The organism is Luteimonas viscosa (assembly GCF_008244685.1).
GTDB classification, from domain to species: Bacteria; Pseudomonadota; Gammaproteobacteria; order Xanthomonadales; family Xanthomonadaceae; genus Luteimonas; species Luteimonas viscosa.
In genome coordinates this window covers 3,055,897-3,069,945 of sequence record NZ_VTFT01000001.1, presented here as the reverse complement: position 1 = coordinate 3,069,945, position 14,049 = coordinate 3,055,897, and the positions used below count along the sequence as shown (strand labels likewise).

General features: G+C 69.7%; 17 protein-coding genes. 6 read left to right on the top strand and 11 right to left on the bottom strand.

Annotation, left to right across the window (positions count from 1 at the left end):
* Positions 1-229: 229 nt before the first annotated feature.
* From FZO89_RS13640 to grxD, 3 genes are read right to left on the bottom strand one after another with little or no spacing between them, the layout of a single operon-like run.
* Positions 230-829 carry a YhgN family NAAT transporter gene (locus FZO89_RS13640; RefSeq protein ID WP_149103771.1) on the bottom strand — a complete coding sequence of 200 codons (600 nt, stop codon included), beginning with the start codon at positions 827-829 and terminating at the stop codon, positions 230-232.
* Positions 826-1,554, bottom strand: a complete 729-nt coding sequence (locus FZO89_RS13635; RefSeq protein ID WP_262378662.1) for an SDR family NAD(P)-dependent oxidoreductase — start codon at positions 1,552-1,554, stop codon at positions 826-828. Before FZO89_RS13635 ends, FZO89_RS13640 begins: the two co-directional genes overlap by 4 nt.
* Positions 1,551-1,871 (bottom strand): Grx4 family monothiol glutaredoxin, encoded by a 321-nt coding sequence (gene grxD / locus FZO89_RS13630; RefSeq protein ID WP_149103770.1) that lies wholly within the window; start codon positions 1,869-1,871, stop codon positions 1,551-1,553. The genes FZO89_RS13635 and grxD overlap by 4 nt, the downstream gene beginning before the upstream one ends.
* Positions 1,872-1,993: 122 nt before the next feature.
* Between grxD and FZO89_RS13625 the strand changes: the two genes are divergently transcribed.
* The gene (locus FZO89_RS13625; RefSeq protein ID WP_149103769.1) at positions 1,994-2,581 is read left to right on the top strand and encodes a superoxide dismutase; all 588 of its coding nucleotides are present in this window, start codon (positions 1,994-1,996) and stop codon (positions 2,579-2,581) included.
* A gap of 266 nt (positions 2,582-2,847) precedes the next feature.
* On the opposite strand, the gene FZO89_RS13620 is transcribed toward FZO89_RS13625, so the two are convergent.
* Together FZO89_RS13620 and purE are read right to left on the bottom strand one after the other, a co-directional pair.
* Positions 2,848-3,996 (bottom strand): 5-(carboxyamino)imidazole ribonucleotide synthase, encoded by a 1,149-nt coding sequence (locus FZO89_RS13620; protein ID WP_149103768.1) that lies wholly within the window; start codon positions 3,994-3,996, stop codon positions 2,848-2,850.
* A 141-nt stretch (positions 3,997-4,137) separates the two neighbouring features.
* Complete coding sequence (gene purE, locus FZO89_RS13615; protein ID WP_149103767.1) at positions 4,138-4,641, bottom strand: 5-(carboxyamino)imidazole ribonucleotide mutase; 504 nt, start codon at positions 4,639-4,641, stop codon at positions 4,138-4,140.
* A 56-nt stretch (positions 4,642-4,697) separates the two neighbouring features.
* Between purE and FZO89_RS13610 the strand changes: the two genes are divergently transcribed.
* The 3 genes from FZO89_RS13610 to FZO89_RS13600 all read left to right on the top strand — a co-directional run bounded on the left by FZO89_RS13610 (position 4,698) and on the right by FZO89_RS13600 (position 6,480).
* Positions 4,698-4,967 carry a Trm112 family protein gene (locus tag FZO89_RS13610; protein ID WP_149103766.1) on the top strand — a complete coding sequence of 90 codons (270 nt, stop codon included), beginning with the start codon at positions 4,698-4,700 and terminating at the stop codon, positions 4,965-4,967.
* Positions 4,968-5,075: 108 nt separating this feature from the next.
* Positions 5,076-5,978 (top strand): carboxylating nicotinate-nucleotide diphosphorylase, encoded by a 903-nt coding sequence (gene nadC, locus FZO89_RS13605; protein WP_149103765.1) that lies wholly within the window; start codon positions 5,076-5,078, stop codon positions 5,976-5,978.
* Positions 5,979-6,144: 166 nt separating this feature from the next.
* Positions 6,145-6,480, top strand: coding sequence for a DUF3301 domain-containing protein (locus tag FZO89_RS13600; RefSeq protein ID WP_149103764.1), 336 nt, complete (start codon positions 6,145-6,147; stop codon positions 6,478-6,480).
* A gap of 93 nt (positions 6,481-6,573) precedes the next feature.
* Here the strand turns inward: FZO89_RS13600 and FZO89_RS13595 are convergent, their stop codons facing one another.
* From FZO89_RS13595 to FZO89_RS13570, 6 genes are all read right to left on the bottom strand, one after another.
* A complete protein-coding gene (locus tag FZO89_RS13595; protein WP_262378661.1) occupies positions 6,574-7,002 on the bottom strand; it encodes a ClpXP protease specificity-enhancing factor in 429 nt (142 codons plus the stop codon).
* Between the two features lie 84 nt (positions 7,003-7,086).
* Positions 7,087-7,722: a glutathione S-transferase N-terminal domain-containing protein gene (locus FZO89_RS13590; RefSeq protein ID WP_149103763.1), complete on the bottom strand. Its 636-nt coding sequence runs from the start codon at positions 7,720-7,722 to the stop codon at positions 7,087-7,089.
* Positions 7,723-7,872: 150 nt separating this feature from the next.
* Entirely contained in the window at positions 7,873-8,619 is a 747-nt protein-coding gene (locus tag FZO89_RS13585) for a cytochrome c1 (RefSeq protein WP_149103762.1), read from the bottom strand.
* Positions 8,612-9,871: a cytochrome b gene (locus FZO89_RS13580; protein ID WP_149103761.1), complete on the bottom strand. Its 1,260-nt coding sequence runs from the start codon at positions 9,869-9,871 to the stop codon at positions 8,612-8,614. The genes FZO89_RS13585 and FZO89_RS13580 overlap by 8 nt, the downstream gene beginning before the upstream one ends.
* 1 nt (position 9,872) lies before the next feature.
* Positions 9,873-10,508 carry a ubiquinol-cytochrome c reductase iron-sulfur subunit gene (gene petA, locus FZO89_RS13575; RefSeq protein WP_149103760.1) on the bottom strand — a complete coding sequence of 212 codons (636 nt, stop codon included), beginning with the start codon at positions 10,506-10,508 and terminating at the stop codon, positions 9,873-9,875.
* A 301-nt stretch (positions 10,509-10,809) separates the two neighbouring features.
* Positions 10,810-11,772, bottom strand: a complete 963-nt coding sequence (locus FZO89_RS13570; RefSeq protein ID WP_149103759.1) for a lytic transglycosylase domain-containing protein — start codon at positions 11,770-11,772, stop codon at positions 10,810-10,812.
* Positions 11,773-11,947: 175 nt separating this feature from the next.
* Between FZO89_RS13570 and miaB the strand changes: the two genes are divergently transcribed.
* Complete coding sequence (miaB, locus tag FZO89_RS13565) at positions 11,948-13,384, top strand: tRNA (N6-isopentenyl adenosine(37)-C2)-methylthiotransferase MiaB (protein WP_149103758.1); 1,437 nt, start codon at positions 11,948-11,950, stop codon at positions 13,382-13,384.
* Entirely contained in the window at positions 13,381-14,046 is a 666-nt protein-coding gene (locus tag FZO89_RS13560; protein ID WP_149103757.1) for an HD domain-containing protein, read from the top strand. Before miaB ends, FZO89_RS13560 begins: the two co-directional genes overlap by 4 nt.
* The last annotated feature ends 3 nt before the right edge of the window (positions 14,047-14,049 follow it).

Genomic DNA, 14,049 nt, shown 5'->3' with positions numbered 1-14,049 from the left:
TGCAGTGGTCGTGTGATGGCGGAACCGGTGCGCCTCGCCGCCATGGGCGGCCCCTTGCCCGGCACGAAGGGCGGGCACAAGTCACATCGGTTAACTTCAGATTAACACGTTAACGGTTGCACATGACAGCAAAAAGACAGCCGTCAAATTCACGGAAGTGCTTGAGTCGACTGGATTTGATGGCGGATCTAGATAGTGGCGCTAAGTGACTGTTGCTGCAGCGCAACACTCACCCGGGCGCACCTCGGCCGAGGTAGCCGCTGATGCCGTCCAGCAGCATCTGGACCGAAATCGCGACCAGCAGCATGCCCATCAGCCGCTCGATCGCGGTCAGGGCGCGGGCGCCGAGCAGGCGGTAGAGCGAGGTCGCCGAGAACAGGATCGCGGCGGTCGCGGCCCAGGCCAGGAGCAGAGCCAGGCTCCAGTCGAGCAGGCGGTCGGGCTCCTTGCTGCCCATCAGCATCACCGCGGCCATGCCCGAGGGTCCCGCGACCAGGGGAATCGCGAGCGGCACGATGAAAGGCTCGCCGTCCGGGATTTCGCCCATCAGGCCTTCGGGCGGCGGGAAGATCATGCGGATGCCGATCAGGAACAGGACGATGCCGCCGGCGATCGCCACCGATTCCTGGCGCAGGTGCATGACCTCCAGCGCGTACTTGCCGGCCCACAGGAACAGCATCAGCACGACCAGCGCGATCAGCAGCTCGCGGGCCAGCACGATGCGCTGTCGCCGGGGCTCGAGCCGGCGCAGCATGCTGAGGAACACGGGGATGTTGCCCAGCGGATCGAGGATCAGGAACAGCAGCAGCGCCGCGGACAGGATGGTCACTGCGTGATCCCGACCGGCCCGGCGGCGGGTGAGAGCAGTTCGATGCAGGCCTGCGCGAACGCGGCCGGATCGCGCGCCACCCGGTCGCCATCGGCCGCGTAGGCGCGTGCACGCAACGGGGTGCGCATCGGGCCGGGCCGCAACGCGTGGACGCGCAGCGGCGTCGACGCGGTTTCCGCTTCCAGCATCGCCACCAGTGCTTCCTGGCCCTGCTGGGCGATGCCGTAGCCACCCCAGTAGGCCGGCGCGGCAGCGGGCGCCGGGTCGATCACGAACACCAGGCTGCCCGCATCGGATGCGCGCAGCAGCGGCAGGCAGGCCTGGGTCAGCCACCAGCGCGCGGTGAGATCGACATGCAGGGCACGGGCGAACACGGCCGGATCGGTATGCTCCAGCGGCGTCAGGCCGTGGAAGCCGGCGGCGCAATGCACGAGGCCGTCGAGGCGCGCGAAGCGCTCGCCGATGCGGGTGGCGAGTTCGGCGAAGTCGTCGGGGCCCGCGCCCTCGAGATCCAGCGGATACAGCGAGGCCTCGACGCCGGCTTCGCCGATCGCATCCGCAACCCGCTCCAGCTTGCGCGCGTTGCGTCCCAGCAGCACCGGGGTCGCGCCCGCGCGGGCGCAGGCGAGCGCAACCGCATGGCCATAGCCACCATACGCGCCGGTCACGAGCACCACCCGCCCGGCCAGCGGCCGGTGGTCGCGCGCCGACGCCGCGGCGCTCACGCCTTCTGCACTTCCGCGATCATCCTCGCCAGTTCGCCGCTCTCGTGCAGCTCGAGGGTGATGTCGCAGCCACCGATCAGTTCGCCGTGGATGAACAGTTGCGGGAAGGTCGGCCAGTTCGAGAACCGGGGCAGGTTGGCACGGATCTCCGGATCCTCCAGCACGTTGACCGTATGGATGCCGCCAGCACCGGCTTCCCTGAGCACCTCGACCGTGCGGCTGGAAAATCCGCACATCGGGAACTGGGGCGTGCCCTTCATGAACAGCACCACGGGGTGGTTTTCGACTTCGGCCTTGATGCGTTCCAATACCGCCATGGGCAGGCTCCTGCGCAGTCCCGGGCCGGAAACAGGCCGGCGCCGCCACCGCGAAAACGGGTTTGCGTATTGTATGCCGGGCGCCACCCGACTTCCGCCCGCATCCGTTGCCGGACCCTGCCATGCCGCTCCAGATCCAGCCCCTGCCCTGCGACCCGTTGTCCTTCGCACCGCAATTCTCGGTGGAAGGGATCGATCTGCACCGACGCCAGCAACAGGCGCAACTCGATGCGATCGCGGCCATCCTGGGCGGCGAGGCGGAAGCCGAAGACCTGCGTCTGGACGATCTCGCACGCCGCGCGCGCGGCATGCTGGCGGCGCACGCGGCCCAGGCCTGGTGCGACGGGTTCTACTGGGAGGCGCTGCGTGCGCCGCGTCCCGAAGGTGCCAACGCGCCGGGTGGCCGGTTGGCCGAAGCGATCTGCGGTGCGTTCGGCGACGCGAAGCGTTTGCGCGAGCGCTTCGACCAAGCTGCGCAGCAACTGGCGGGACCCGGCTGGGTCTGGCTGGCGCAGCGGCGCGACGGCCGTCTGGCGATCCTGGCCACGCCGCAGTCCGTCACGCCTCTGACGGGGAGCGACACGCCCCTGCTCGCGTTCTGCCTGTGGCCGCACGCCTACGCGCACGACTACGGCGATTCGCGCGAGCGCTACCTCGCGGCGTTCTGGCAGCTGGTCGACTGGGACAAGGTCGCGTCGCGACTGCAGTAGGTGCCGAGCCCACGGCGCTGGCGCAGCCAGTGCCGGGAAAGATCGCGCGGGCGCCCGACCTCCCTGCGCTCGGGTCGCCCATCGATACGCGCGATACGCGTGGCTGCGCACATCCAGGCACCGTGTCCGCGGGCGGCGAAGGCAGGTCCGGGCCGAAACCAGCCCGGATCCGGGTTTCCAGCTTCCCTCCCGGGACCGGGCTGGCCGCTCCGGTTACCGGCACGATCCTCGATGCGCCGGCAACGGCCCGCCAGGATGCGACGCAGTCATCCGCGCGAACGAAGCGACCCGATGACGGGCGCGACCTGCTCCACGCGCCCCAGGGCCGATCCGACATCGTGCAGCATCCGCGCCAGTTCCACCGGGCCGCCGGCGCGCAACGTGGCATGGCCGACCTTGCGGCCCGCGCGCGGAGACTTGCCGTAGTCGTGCCAATGGCCACCGGACGCCTGCAGCACCGGTGCGGCGTCCGGCATCGCGCCGATCCAGTTGAGCATGCAGGCATGACCGAGCATTCCGGTATCCCCCAACGGCAGGCCGAGCACGGCGCGCATGTGGTTCTCGAACTGCGAGGTCTCCGCGCCCTCGATCGTCCAGTGTCCGGAGTTGTGCACGCGCGGCGCGAGTTCGTTGGCCAGCAGCAGACCGTCGCGGCAGAACAGTTCCAGCGCGAACACGCCGGTGTACTCCAGCCGCTCGGCCAGCGCGCGCGCATGCGCGTACGCCTGCTCGGCCAGTGCCGGCGTGCAGGCGACGGGCGCCAGGCTCGCGGACAGCACGCCGTCGACGTGCCAGTTCTCGGTCAGCGGCCAGCTGCGGAATTCGCCGTCGCGACCGCGTACACCGATGACGCTCAGTTCGCGATCGAACGCCACGAACCCTTCGAGGATCAGGCCGACGTTCGCCACCTGGCCGCCGAGCGCGTCCCAGGCGGCGCCGACGTCGGCCGCCGACCTGATCCGGAACTGGCCCTTGCCGTCGTAGCCCAGGCGGCGCGTCTTGAGGATGCAGGGCGTGCCCAACTGCGCCACCGCGGCCTCGAGCGCGGCGCGCGTCGGGACATCGACGAACTCCGGCACGGGAATGCCGAGTTCGCGGAACAGGGTCTTCTCGGCCAGGCGGTCCTGCGCGACCGCGAGCGCACGCGGGCTGGGAAACACCGGGATGCGCTGCGCCAGCCACTCCGCGCTCTCCGCCGGCACGTTCTCGAAATCGAACGTCGCCACGTCCACCCTGGAGGCGAATTCGGCCAGCGCGGCCTCGTCGCGGTAGTCGCCGACCAGCAGCGGCGCGCACTGGCCCGCGCAGGCGTCGGCCACGGTGTCCATCACCAGCAGGCGCAGGCCCAGCGGCGCGCCTGCCAGCGCGAGCATGCGCGCGAGCTGACCGCCGCCCAGTATTCCGACGGTGGTCATGGCGATGAGCGTTCCCGCAGACCGTGGTTCACGCGACGGGACGCCTGGCGACCACCGACGCGTCCTCTCCAACCGGAAGAGCGATGGGAAACGGGGGACAGGCGCGCGCGCCCGTCGATGCCGGCGGTGCTCATCGCGCGATCACCTCCGCGGATCGTCGCTGCCGGCGACGTCTTCGGTCTGCCGCTGGCGGAACGCGGCCAGCGCCCCGGCGATCTCCGGCCGGTCCGCCGCCAGCATCGCGGCCGCGAACAGGGCCGCATTGGTCGCGCCCGCCTGGCCGATCGCGAAGGTCGCCACCGGGATGCCGCCGGGCATCTGCACGATCGAGAGCAGCGAGTCCAGGCCGTTGAGTGCGCGGCTCTGCACCGGCACGCCGAGCACCGGCACCATGGTCTTCGCCGCGAGCATGCCGGGCAGGTGCGCCGCGCCCCCGGCCCCGGCGATGATCGCGCGCAGGCCGCGCTGCTGCGCGTTCGCGGCATAGTCGAAGAGCACGTCCGGCGTGCGGTGCGCGGAGACGACCCGCACCTCGTGCGCGATGCCGAACGCTTCGAGCTTCTGCGCGGCGTGCTGCATCGTGTCCCAGTCGGAGCGCGAACCCATCACGACGCCGACCAGCGGGCTGTCAGGAGTGGCGGACATGGCTGTTCCCGTGCCTAAAGACGTATTCTAGCGGTTCGCCCCCCGGTGTTCCCGCCATGGACCGCAAGCTGCTCGACCTCCTCGTCTGCCCCGCGAGCCGGCAACCGCTGGCCCTGCTCGGCAAGGCCGGCCTCGCTGCGCTCAATTCCGCCGCCAATGCAGGAACCCTGCGTCGCGTGGACGATGCGCCGCAGGCCGGTCCCCTGCGCGAGGCGCTGGTCACCCACGACCATCGCCTGGTCTATCGCATCGACGACGGCATTCCGGTGCTGCTGGTCGAGGAAGGGATTCCGACCGGACAGATCGCGGATTTCCCGCGGAGCTAGGGCACGCGCCAGGCCGACGCGGCGCCGGTCGTGCGACCCCTGCCGCCCTGCACGCAACCGGCGCCTGCACTGCGGCAGCCACGTTGCCCATCACAGAAACGGTCGCCCATGTCCGCAACCGAACCATCGTCCAAGCACCCCTTCGCCCCGCCGCCGGAAGGCGTCGTCGCCGCGGACGTCTCGCGCGCGCTCGCCGAGGACCTCGGCGACGGCGACGCGACCGCGGCCCTGCTGCCAGACGTCGCGGATGAGGCCTACCTGCTGTGCAAGGAAGACGCGGTGGTCTGCGGCCGCCCCTGGTTCGACGCCTGCCACCGCGCCCTGGACCCCGCGGTCCGCATCGACTGGCGCGTGGCAGAGGGCGATCGCGTCGCCGCCGGCACGGTGCTCGCCACGCTGCACGGTCGCGCCCGCGCGCTGGTCAGCGCGGAACGCGCCTCGCTGAACTTCCTGCAGACGCTGAGCGGCACCGCCACCGCGGTCGCCAAGCATGTCGACGCGGTGCGCGGCACCGGCGCCCGGATCCTCGACACGCGCAAGACCCTGCCCGGCCTGCGCATCGCGCAGAAGTACGCGGTCCGGGTGGGGGGCGGCGTCAACCACCGGATCGGCCTGTACGACGCGGTGATGCTGAAGGAGAACCACGTGCGCGCGCTCGGCTCGGTTGCCGCGGCGATCCGCGCCGCACGCGCGGCCCGGCCGAACCTGCCGCTGATCGTCGAGGTCGAGACGCTCGACCAGCTGCGCGAAGCCCTGGCCGAGGGCTGCGACCGCATCCTGATCGACGACTTCGACGCGCCGACGCGGCGCGAGGCGGTACGCATCGCCCGCGCCGCGCCGTTCGCGGGAACGATCCCGCTGGAGGTCTCGGGCGGGGTCGACCTCGACGGCCTGCGCGCCATCGCCGCCGACGGGGTGGACTGCATCTCGATCGGCGCCCTGACCAAGCATGTCCGCGCGATCGACCTCTCGCTCAAGCTCGGACCGGCGCCGCGCGTGGCGCGCCACTGAGTCGCGCGCCGGAGCATTCCCCACAGGGGCGAACGCCGCCGGGCCGGCCGCGGACCTCCCACCGGGCGCGCTGGACGCTCCGCCGCGGCGATCCCTGCGGGCAAAGGGGCGCCTCCAATCGAAACGCCCGATTGCAAACCGCCGCCGGCGGCATCACATTCGCGCCATGCCCGACTTCCCCGTCCTGATCCTGCTGATGATCGCCGGCGCCGCCGCCTACGCCTGGTGGAACGCGTCGCGTGCCGCGGCCGAGCGCGCCGCCGCGGTGGGCCGCCATGCCTGCCAGGCGGCCGGCGTGATCTGGCTCGACCAGAGCGTGCACGCCAACGGCCTGCGCCTGCGGCGTCGCAGCGACGGGCGGCTGGGACTCGAACGCAGCTTCCGTTTCGAATATTCCGAGGATGGCATCGAGCGGCACATCGGGCGCCTGGTGCTGCACGGAGAAGAGCTGGTGCAGTTCAGTGGCCCCGCGCGCGCGACGCAGGCAGTGGCGTTGCACTGATCCGGCACGACCGCGAAGCGCCGGGGCGCCCCCGACCTGGTCACGCAGGGACCTGTGCTCGAGACCGTCCGGTGTTCGTGCCGAAAGATCCGCCTACTTGATCACGCGCAGATGCGCCCCGCGCCGGGGCGAGTTGTCGTCGTCGGGCGTATCGTCCGGCGGCGTGGGCTCATCGTCGGGGCTGGTCGCGCCCGCTTCCTCGGGCAGGGCCATGCCCTGGCCGGTCTCGCGCGCGTAGATCGCGAGCACCGCCGACACCGGCACCACCACCGGATGGCTGACGCCGCCGAAGCGCGCGGTGAAGCGCACCGCCTCGTTGTCCAGTTCGAGCTTGGCGACCGCGCGGTCGGCGATGTTGAGCACGACCCGGCCTTCCTTCACGGTATGCGTCGGCACCCGCACGCCGGGCAGTTGCGCATCCACGAGGATGTGCGGCGTCATGCCGTTGTCGGAGATCCACTCGTACAGCGCCCGCAACAGGTACGGACGGTGGCTGGTCATGGCGGGCGGGGTATCGGGCATCGCAGGGCTACAGTGCCGCACGGGCCGCGCGGCTGGCAACCGTCGCCGGGCGGCGGGTGGCCAGCCTGCGCGCCGCGCAGTCAGTCAGTCCGGCATCTCGCGCAGGTTCTTTTCCTGCGGCGTCAGGCTGCGGGCGAAGCCGGGGTTGCGGAAGATCCGGTTGCCGTAGTCCTCGATCACCTTGCCGTCCTTGGGCAGGGGCACGTCGAGCGCGGGCAGGCGCCAGACGATCGGCGCCATCGCGCAGTCGGCCAGGCTCATCTCGGGGTTGAGGAAGAACTTGCTGGCCTTGAACAGCGGGATCGACGCGGTCAGCAGTTCCTTCAGGCGCTTGCGGCCGGCATCGGCCTGCTGCCTGCCCCCGAACTGGATGGCCTGCACCTGCGGCACCCAGTCGTGCTCGATGCGCAGCATCGCCAGGCGCAGGCGCGCGCGCGAGAGCGGGTCGACCGGCATCAGCGGCGGGTGCGGATAGCGCTCGTCGAGGTACTCGCTCACCACGCTGGCGGCATAGAGCACCTGGTCGCGCTCGACCAGGGTCGGCACCGAGTGGTAGGGATTGAGGTCGATCAGGTCGGGCGGCGGGTTCTGCGGGTCGACCGCCACCATGTCGTAGGTGACGCCCTTCGCGGCCAGCACCAGTCGCACCCGGTGGCAAAGCACGTCGTCGACGGACGAAAACAGGGTCATTGCATTGCGCATACGTGGACTCGCAGCCATCAACGGCCTTCTCCCGCGACCGGAATCCGCCGGTCGCACGGTGCCGGCCGCCCATCGCAGCCGGTCACCCCGGTGTCGCGTCCCGAACCGAAGCCACCGGAGGCGCGCTCCGCCCCGTCCGGATCGCGCGCCTTCGGTGCCCTCTTCGAACTAGTGCACGTCCCTCCAGTACTCGCTCTTGAGCAGCCACGCGAGCAGCGTCAGGAACGACAGGAACAGGATCACCCACACGCCGATCCCCTGGCGCTTGAGCGCGGCGGGTTCGCCGGCGTATTCGAGGAACGCGGTGAGGTCGCGCACGGTCTGGTCGAACTCGGCCGCGCTCTGCACGCCGGGCGTCGAGATCTCCAGGCGTTCGACCGGCATCTCGCCGGTGGCCGCGTCGGCTTCGCCGAACACCGCATGCTGCAGGCCCTGCTGCTTCCACAGCGGGTTGGGCATGGACGCATTCGGGAACAGCGTGTTGTTCCAGCCCAGCGGCCGCGTATCGTCCAGGTAGAACGACTTCATGTAGGTGTAGATCCAGTCGCTGCCGCGCACGCGCGAGATCAGGCTCAGGTCCGGCGGCACCTGGCCGAACCACTTCGCCGCCTGCTCCGCCGGCATCGCCGAGACGATGTGTTCGCCGAACTTGGCGCCGGTGAGGTTGAGGTGGTTCATCACCTCGTCCTCGGTCAGCCCGAGGTCGTCGGCCATCCGCGAGTAGCGCAGGTACTTGAGCGAGTGGCATCCGGCGCAGTAGTTCATGAACGTCTGCGCGCCGCGCTGCAGGGACGCGCGGTCGCCCAGGTCGGTGCCCGCCTGCTGCAGGTCGCCGCCACCGGCGGCGAGTGCGGAGAACGACAGCAGCAATCCGCTGGCGAATGCGGCGATCCGGCCGGTCAAGGTCTTAGTCATGCGTCGTCACCCGATCCGGCACCGGCTTGGTCTTGTCCCAACTCGTCCACAACGGCATGGTCAGGAAGAACAGGAAGTAGAAGAGGGTCAGGAAACGGCCGACGATGGTCTCGACCGGGTCCGTCCCCGGGCCGGCGCCGATCTTGCCGAGCCAGATGAAGCTCACCGCGAACAGGCCCAGCAGCACCTTCGAGAGCATGCCGCGGTAGCGGTAGGACTTGACCCGGGCGCGGTCCAGCCACGGCACCAGGAACAGGATCGCGATCGCGCCGAACATCACCAGCACGCCCGAGAGCTTGTGCGGGACCACGCGCAGCATCGCGTAGTACGGCGTGTAGTACCAGACGGGCTTGATGTGCGCGGGCGTCACCAGGCGGTTGGCCTCGGTGAAGTTGTCGTGCTCCAGGAACCAGCCGCCGAACGCCGGCGCGAAGAAGATGATGAAGGCCCCGATGATCAGGAAGAAGCAGACGTAGAAGCTGTCCTTGACCGTGTAGTACGGGTGGAACGGGATGCCGTCGGCCGGGGCGTTGGGCGACCAGCGGTTGCCCTTCGGCCCCTTCTTGATCTCGACCCCGTCGGGATTGTTGGAGCCGACCTCGTGCAGCGCGCCCAGGTGCAGCACCACCAGCAGCAGCAGCACCAGCGGCAGCGCGATCACGTGCAGGGCGAAGAAGCGGTTGAGGGTGGCGTCGCTGGGCAGGTAGTCGCCCATGATCCACTCGGTCAGGCCGTTGCCGATCACCGGGATCGCGCCGAACAGCGAGATGATCACCTTCGCGCCCCAGAACGACATCTGGCCCCAGGGCAGCACGTAGCCCAGGAACGCTTCGGCCATCAGCACCAGGTAGATCAGCATCCCGAGGATCCACACCAGCTCGCGCGGCTTCTGGTAGCTGCCGTACATCAGGCCGCGGAACATGTGGATGTACACCACGATGAAGAACAGTGAGGCGCCGGTGCTGTGCATGTAGCGGATCAGCCAGCCCCACTCCACGTCGCGCATGATGTATTCGACCGAGGCGAAGGCTTCCGCCGCGCTCGGCTTGAAGTGCATCGTCAGGAAGATGCCGGTCAGGATCTGGTTGACCAGCACCACGATCGACAGGACGCCGAAGATGTACCAGATGTTGAAGTTCTTCGGAGCGTAGTACTCCGACATGTGCTTGCGGTAGAAGGGCATGAAGCCCGGCGCACGCGCGGTGAACCAGTCCCAGGCGCCGTTGACGCCGCGTTCGATCACGTTGGCCATGTCACGCCGCTCCCGGGTCGACGCCGACGACGATGGTGTTGTCGTCCGCGAAATGGTGCGGCGGCACCAGCAGGTTGGTCGGGGCCGGCACGCCCTGGTAGACGCGGCCGGCCATGTCGAACTTCGACTTGTGGCAGGGGCAGAAATAGCCGCCCTTCCAGTTCGGATCGAACGGCTCGGGACGGATCTCGGCGACCATTTCCGGGGAGCAGCCCAGGTGCGTGCACAGGCCCACCAGCACCGAGATCTCGGGCTTGAGCGAGCGCAGCTGCGGGTTTTCCTGCTGGATGTAGGCCGGCTGCTGGTCGACGTTCTCGGAATTGGGGTCGCGCAGTTCGCCCTCGAGCGTCGGCAGCGCGGCGAGGATGGCCGGCGAACGCTTGACGATCCAGATCGGCTGGCCGCGCCATTCCACGACCACGCGCTGGCCTTCCTGGAGCGCGCTGATGTCGACGGTGACCGGGGCGCCGGCCAGCTGCGCGCGCGCACTCGGGTTCCAGGACTTGATGAACGGGATGGCCGCGAACCCGGCCCCCACCGCGCCGACCGCCACGGTCGTGGCCGTCAGGAACCGACGCCGGCCCTTGTGGTCGGGTTCCCCGCGCGCGTCGGGGTCGAATACCGCTTCGTTGGCCATCCGGCTCTCCGCGAAACTTTCGGTAGCTGATTGATGTGGCTGCCGCGTACCGCCCCGTCCCCGGAGACAGCCGCAAATAACGCCGAAGTGTAACGGAACGCTGAATCCGGCGACAACGTCCGGACTCTCCGGCCCGGAGTTTCCTGCGTCGGATCAGGGAGTTGCCGTGGCCGGCCCGAACCGCTCGGCATGGGCACGCAGCGCGGTGGCCGGTGATCGCAGGCAGTGTCCGGAGGCGGAGGCCGGGTCTGCAGGTTCGCCCGGCTGCCGCGCGGCGGACGGGCACCAAGCCCGCCGTGCCTCAGTTCGAGGCGAGATGGCCGCGGTAGCGCTCGGCCAGCTGGCCGACGCGGACGACGTAGCGCTGGGTCTCGCCATACGGCGGCACGCCCTTGTGGCGATCCACCGCACCTTCACCGGCGTTGTAGCCGGCCGCGGCCAGGGTCAGGTCGCCATTGAAGCGCTTGAGCAGCCAGGACAGGTATTGCACGCCACCGCGGATGTTCTGTGCCGGATCGTAGGCGTTGACCACGCCGAAGCGCTGGGCCGTGGCCGGCATCAGCTGCATCAGGCCCTGCGCACCGGCGCGCGAGAGCGCATTGGGATTGAACGCGGACTCGGCATGCATGATCGCGCGCACGATCGCCTCCTCGACGCCGAACTCGGCCGCCGCCGCCTTGACCTCGGCGGCGTAGGATGCGGTATTCAGGCGCACGTTGCCGAAGTTCACCCCCGGCAGCGGGGCGCATGCGTAACAGGTCTCGAAGAAGCTGTAGCGGATCGTCCGCACCGCCGTGGCGCCACCGCCGCCCTTCGGGCGCTGGCTGGTGTAGTGGCGAACCCCGTCCTTGACGTAGGAATAGACCTGTCCCTGCTGCAGGCGTCGCGAGGACCGCGACGGGGTGACGGAAGCGACCGCCACCGGCTTCGCCGCGCTGGCCGCCGGCGTGGCGGTCGAACCCGCACCGCCCATGAAGGTCGCCGGCGGGTTGCTGTGGATCGCGGCCGGGGAACCTGCCACCGCGTTGCCGGGCGAGGCGCTGCCCGCGGCCGGCAGCCACGATGCCGGCTTCGGAGCGCGGCCGGATGGCGCACTGCGGTAGTTGCTGACCGCGACGCACTTCGCGCCCTTGACCCGCTTGCTGACGTAGCTGCGTGCGCCGTCCGCGCCGTCGCAGCGGTAGATGGTGCCCGCCCACGCGGGCGCGGCCGGCACCATGAGCGCCAGCCCCAACACCGCAATCAGCCCCAGCCCCCCTTTCATGCGCGCAGTGTCCACCCTTCACGTCCGCCTGCCAAGTCCTTGATTGTTAAACGGCGCACGGTTCCACAACCGGACGCGCGAACCTGCCTACCGGCCTACACTACCGGCCCGTGATCCCGGCCTTGCGCCGCCCGCCATCCGGCCCGGACTCAACACCGCGCCCCCGGAGACCTCCATGACCGAACTGCCCGTCCTCGCGCCGGCCGCGCGCCCCGCCGTCGCCGCCCCCGCAGGCCCCCGCCGCGGCGAACCGGGAGACGCCTCTCCTTCCCGTGGCAAGCTGTTCATCCAGACCCACGGTTGCCAGATGAACGAGTACGACTCGGCGAAGATGGCCGACGTGCTGGCGGCAAGCGATGGCCTGGAACTGACCGACAACGTCGACGAGGCCGACGTGGTGCTGGTCAACACCTGCTCGATCCGCGAGAAGGCGCAGGAGAAGGTGTTCAGCCAGCTCGGCCGCTGGCGCCTGCTCAAGGAGAACCGGTTCAGGACCGATGGTCGCGAGGTGATCATCGGTGTCGGCGGCTGCGTCGCCTCGCAGGAGGGCGAGGCGATCATCAGGCGCGCGCCCTACGTCGACCTGGTGTTCGGGCCGCAGACCCTGCACCGCCTGCCGGAACTGATCCGCGCGCGGCGCGAACAGTCGCGGCCGCAGGTGGACATCAGCTTCCCGGAGATCGAGAAGTTCGACCGCCTGCCCGAGCCGCGCGCCGAAGGCCCGAGCGCATTCGTCTCGATCATGGAAGGCTGCAGCAAGTACTGCAGCTTCTGCGTGGTGCCCTACACCCGCGGCACCGAGATCAGCCGCCCGTTCGAGGACGTGCTGGTGGAAGTGCTGCGCCTGGCCGCGCAGGGCGTGCGCGAGGTCAACCTGCTCGGCCAGAACGTCAATGCCTACCGCGGCGCGATGGAAGACGCCGACGAACCGGCCGACCTGGGCCTGCTGATCCGCACGCTGGCCGGGATCGACGGCATCGACCGCATCCGCTTCACCACCTCGCACCCGCTGGAGTTCTCGGACTCGCTGGTCGAGGCCTACCGCGACGTGCCGCAGCTGGCCAACTATCTGCACCTGCCGGTGCAATCGGGCAGCGACCGCATCCTCGCGGCGATGAAGCGCGGCTACACGGCGCTGGAGTTCAAGCAGAAGATCCGCAAGCTGCGCGAGGTGAGGCCGGACATCTCGATCAGTTCGGACTTCATCGTCGGCTTTCCCGGGGAGACCGATGCCGATTTCGACAAGACGATGAAGCTGATCGAGGACGTCGGCTTCGACCAGTCGTTCTCCTTCATCTACTCGCGCAGACCCGGCACGCCGGCCGCCGACCTGCCGGACGATGTGTCCGACGAGGTCAAGCATGCGCGCCTGTCGCGACTGCAGGCCGCGATCAACGCCAATGCCGCGAGGATTTCGCAGGCCATGGTCGGCAGCGTGCAGCGGGTGCTGGTCGAAGGCCCGTCGCGCAAGGACCCGCACGAGCTGACCGGCAAGACCGAGAACATGCGCTCGGTGAATTTTCCGGCGCCGGCGAGGCTGATCGGCCACTTCGTCGATGTCGTCGTCACCGACGCCATGAGCAATTCGCTGCGCGGCCGGGTGGTCGCATGAGGCGGCTGCTCGCGGCGATGTTGCTGGCCGCGGCCGCATCGCTGTCCACGACCGCAGCCGCGGAGGCGCCCTGGCGCGACGCGGTGCGCGCATGGGCGAGCGAGCACGCGCAGCACAGTGCCTGGGGCGTCGAGCATGCCGAGCGCAACTATCGGCTGTCCCTCCAGCTTGCCGCGGCGGAGGGACTCGATGTCGATGCCGATGTCCTGTTCGCGGCGGCGTACCTGCACGATGTCGGCGCGATCGAACCGTTCCGGCAGGACGACGTCGACCACGCGCGACGTTCCGTGGGCCTGCTGCCGACGGTGCTCCTGCCCACGGGGTTCCCGGAAGCGAAGCTGGCGGACGTCGAGGCAACCATCCTGGGCCACATGTTCTCCGCCGACCCGGGCGAGCTTCCCGAAGCGCGCGTGTTCCACGATGCCGACACGCTTGATTTCCTCGGCCCCATCGGCGCCGCGCGCATCCTGTCGCTGGTCACGCGGCATGCGTGGGCGACGGATATCGACACCGCTGCAGCGACGCTGCGCGGATTCACCGCCCAGTTGCCGGCCACGTTGTCCACCGAGGCCGGACGCGCCGTCGGTCGCGAGCGCGCGGCCGAACTCGAACGGTTCCTGGACGGCCTTCAGGCACAACTGGGGAAGGATCCGGCACGCTAGGCC